Source organism: Nostoc sp. ChiQUE01b, assembly GCF_034531255.1.
Classification (GTDB): Bacteria; Cyanobacteriota; Cyanobacteriia; order Cyanobacteriales; family Nostocaceae; genus Nostoc.
This window is the reverse complement of record NZ_JAVRBM010000180.1, coordinates 1-3,832: the sequence shown is the minus strand read 5'-3', so window position 1 is coordinate 3,832 and position 3,832 is coordinate 1. Positions and strand designations below refer to the sequence as shown.

Here is a 3,832-nt window from a genome sequence, read left to right as displayed (position 1 = left end):
GAAATAACAAATGCGTACCCCGAAATAACAAATGAGTACTCCGAAATAACAAATGCATACTCCGAAATAACAAATGCGTACTCCGAAATAACAAATACGTTGGCGTAGCCCGCCGCAGGCATCGCAAAATCATTGTGCCTACGTTATCGCTCAACCCAACCTACACAAAATCAGGTTTTTATCTCTAACACCGAGCGCATTGGGATATTATGCAGGATAATAGAGATGGTTTAATTAGCGTGTCTAAATTTTCATGCAGTTTGAGTGGGATGAGGCGAAAAATTTAGAGAATCTTCGCAAACATGAGATTGATTTCGCCGATGTTCCTGAGATGTTGGAAAGTCCAATGCTAATTGAGTTAGATGATCGTTTTGATTACGGAGAAGACCGTTGGTTCGGTATAGGTTTCCTCGGCAACGGTGTAGCCGTTGTAGTTTGGACAGAACGCAAAAATAATGTGATTCGGATCATTTCAGCACGAAGGGCAAATCGATATGAGCGACAAAAACTTGAGAAATACCTCTCGTACTAACTGGACAGCATTGGAGTCAATGAACGATGAAGAAATTGACTACTCTGACATTCCACCATTGACAGAAGAGTTTTTTCAGAAAGCTACTCTCCGAGTTCCCGCACCTCAAGCACAGCAATTGGTACAGATTGAGCCAGATATACTAAAGTGGTTTCAAGCTCAAAGCGGAGAATATAAAACCTTAATCAACTCTGTTTTACGTCGTTACATCGAAAACTGCGACGAACAAAGAGCAGTGTAACAATTCAAAATTTAATATTACACCGCAAATTCCCCCCGATTAGATGACAATTTATATTGGGTAGGTGTTGCTTAATATTTCCTCAAAAACGTGAGCGCCAAAATAATAACTGCGATTGCCAAATCTATAATTGCAAACACAAAAATAATAAATGCGATCACCGAAATAACAAATGCGAATCACAAAATCTATAAATGCGTTGGCGTAGCCCAACCCAGGCATCGCTAAAATTACAATTGCATTCTCCAAATCGATAAATGCGTTGGAGTAGCCCAACTCAGGCATCGCCAAAATCACAAACGATAAATTGAAACTGCTATGGGGCGATCGCTTAGAATAAAGCAAGTAATGAAAAAGTCAATTCATTGAGCTTCAGCAAATGCCTTCGCACTTGGTCAATTTACCTGTTCAACTACAGCAAGAGATAGAACAATGGGCAACTAGCCAAGGAATTTCCCTCGATCAATTTATTTTGTGGGCAGTAGCAGAAAAAATTGCCTCCCTTCGCCATCAACTGAACGACCCCTCCTTTCCCTTGATTAGCTATCGCATTGGAACCAGTGGCCAAAAAGTTCCCATTGTTAGTGGTACAGGAATTCGAGTGCAAACTCTAGCGATTGCTGCTCATCAGTGGGGCTGGTCTTGCGAGCAAATCGTCCAACAGTATGGTATTACTGAAGCTCAGATCAATGATGCACTGGGTTTTTACACTGCCCATCGTACCGAAATTGATGATGCGATCGCTACAGAACAAGCGATTGAAACTGCTGGTGTCTAAACTCCTGCTGCATTTAGATGCAGACACCTCCATTAAAGCATTGCATACGGCTCTAGTTGCTCGTGGTCATGATGTAACTCGCACTCCCAATGAATGGATGCCAAAAGATGCTAGCGATGAAATGCAACTGTTGAAAGCCACAGATAACGGACGGTGTATTTTTACCTTCAACATTAAAGATTTCTTGTCCTTGGTTATTCAGTATCCGCAGCACAGAGGCATTATTCTAGCGGCACAAAATAGTTGGAATTTGTCTAACCTCATTCAAGCATTGGATCGCTTGCTATCAGAAACTCAAGCAGAAGACTGGCCTGGGCAAATACGTTGGTTAAATCAATGGCGATGACAATAGCGTGTCAATTTAAAAACAGAACTTTGCGATCACTAAAATAACCAACTGATCGCCAAAATAACAAATGCGAACGCCGAAATAGCAATTGCAATCACAAAATCGATAAATGCGATCGCCGAAATCACAAATGCGTTGGCGTAGCCCGCACTATTTTGTAGGATTGATGTCTGTGGTGATTACTCTATTAATTGAATTAGATATTGACTAAGATTATGTAATAGTTTGTTATGCCTTTCTGTTGATATTGTGATAATTGAGCCAATTATACTGTTACGAGTAATGACAGCTAAAAAACTTAATCTAATAACAGATTGACTAACTAAACTACTAGATTGAAAATCATCATCGTTAGGTGAAATGATTTCGTCAAAGTTAGGAATATATTGTTTTAATTGTGTACTAATCCCACATATCAAAAAGTCTTGATATTTTGGCATTTCTCTCAAAATCACCGTAGGACGGTTTTTTATTTCTCATTTGCTTGAGGAATAGGAGTTAGTATGATGTCTGCGACGAGGAAAGCGATCGCAAAATCAGTATATTGTCTGTTCACAAGTAAAAAACGCTCATCTACAAGGTTCTTTCATTGTCAGAAACACATCCTTTGTGATGAAATTCTACACTTTTCTGGAATTTAGGGTGTTAGTGTTGAATTTTTCTTATAATCTAGTTGCGTCTCACACCCTTGCCCATGAATGAACAGCGTCAGCAAGCCTATCTCAACCTCATTCAACGCCTGTTAAATTGCCGTACTAACGATGAATTCCAAGAAACTTTGGCAGCAAACCAAGAATTAGTAGATATTGGCTTCTTGCAGGCAATAGAAGCAGAAGCACAAAGGTTTTCACAGCAAGGGGATGAAAAGACAGCGAATTGGTTGCAAGGTTTGGCAATGCAACTAGGAGAAGCGTTGAATCTAGATAATAAAGTAGATTTGCAATCTCTTGGTGAAGAGGAGATACAGCCATATTTACAATTTTTGACGGAGGTACTACAAGCAACCGCAGACAGTAATGGTAATTCCCAGGTAGTTTACCCCTTGCTGGCAAAGAATACAGAAAAAGTCGACGGGGTGTTAGCAGAAATATTGCGTCGTTCGGGGACAAATACACTGGAGAAAGCCCAAGCAGATGAGGCAAAAAATCTAGCAGCAATTATTGTCGCATTTAGCAATCTAATTCAGAAATTCCCTTTGGGTAGTAAAGCCAGTAATATGGAAATTGCCATTACTGGCTATGAAGTCGCGTTAACTGTCAACACCAGAGAAGCTTTGCCTCAATCTTGGGCAATGACGCAACATAATCTCGCAAATGCCTACAGCGATAGAATAAAAGGAGACAGGGCAGATAACATCGAAATTGCGATCGCTGCTTATACTGCTGCTTTAACTGTCCACACCAGAGAAGCTTTGCCTATTGATTGGGCATTGACGCAAAATAATCTCGCAAATGCCTACAACAATAGAATAAAAGGAGACAGGGCAGATAACATCGAAATTGCGATCGCTGCTTTTACTGCTGCTTTAACTGTCAGAACTAGAGAAGCTTTGCCTGTTGATTGGGCAATGACGCAAAATAATCTCGCTGTTGCCTACAACAATAGAATAAAAGGAGACAAGGCAGATAACATCGAAAATGCGATCGCTGCTTATACTGCTGCTTTAACTGTCATAACTCCTGAAGCTTTGCCTATTGATTGGGCATTGACGCAAAATAATCTCGCTGTTGCCTACAACAATAGAATAAAAGGAGACAGGGCAGATAACATCGAAAAAGCGATCGCTGCTTTTACTGCTGCTTTAACTGTCATAACTCCTGAAGCTTTGCCTATTGATTGGGCAATGACGCAAAATAATCTTGCTGTTGCCTACAACGATAGAATAAAAGGAGACAGGGCAGATAACATCGAAAAAGCGATCGCTGCTTTTAC

General features: G+C 40.4%; 5 protein-coding genes and 1 pseudogene. 5 read left to right on the top strand and 1 reads right to left on the bottom strand.

From position 1 onward, the window contains the following. The first annotated feature begins 253 nt into the window (after positions 1-253). Together RMY63_RS41310 and RMY63_RS41305 are read left to right on the top strand one after the other, a co-directional pair. Complete coding sequence (locus tag RMY63_RS41310; RefSeq protein ID WP_322734212.1) at positions 254-532, top strand: BrnT family toxin; 279 nt, start codon at positions 254-256, stop codon at positions 530-532. Further along, on the top strand, positions 495-773 hold the full coding sequence (locus tag RMY63_RS41305; RefSeq protein WP_322734211.1) for a BrnA antitoxin family protein: 279 nt from the start codon (positions 495-497) through the stop codon (positions 771-773). The genes RMY63_RS41310 and RMY63_RS41305 overlap by 38 nt, the downstream gene beginning before the upstream one ends. Positions 774-824: 51 nt before the next feature. Here the strand turns inward: RMY63_RS41305 and RMY63_RS41300 are convergent, their stop codons facing one another. Beyond that, positions 825-1,118: a hypothetical protein gene (locus RMY63_RS41300; protein WP_322734210.1), complete on the bottom strand. Its 294-nt coding sequence runs from the start codon at positions 1,116-1,118 to the stop codon at positions 825-827. A gap of 34 nt (positions 1,119-1,152) precedes the next feature. On the opposite strand from RMY63_RS41300, the gene RMY63_RS41295 reads away from it, so the two are divergent. The 3 genes and pseudogenes from RMY63_RS41295 to RMY63_RS41280 form a co-directional block, all read left to right on the top strand. Further along, positions 1,153-1,551, top strand: a complete 399-nt coding sequence (locus RMY63_RS41295) for a DUF433 domain-containing protein (RefSeq protein ID WP_322734209.1) — start codon at positions 1,153-1,155, stop codon at positions 1,549-1,551. After that, positions 1,463-1,897, top strand: a complete 435-nt coding sequence (locus tag RMY63_RS41290) for a DUF5615 family PIN-like protein (RefSeq protein WP_322734208.1) — start codon at positions 1,463-1,465, stop codon at positions 1,895-1,897. Before RMY63_RS41295 ends, RMY63_RS41290 begins: the two co-directional genes overlap by 89 nt. 697 nt (positions 1,898-2,594) lie before the next feature. Further along, a pseudogene (locus RMY63_RS41280) lies at positions 2,595-3,832 on the top strand (tetratricopeptide repeat protein); the annotation flags it as partial.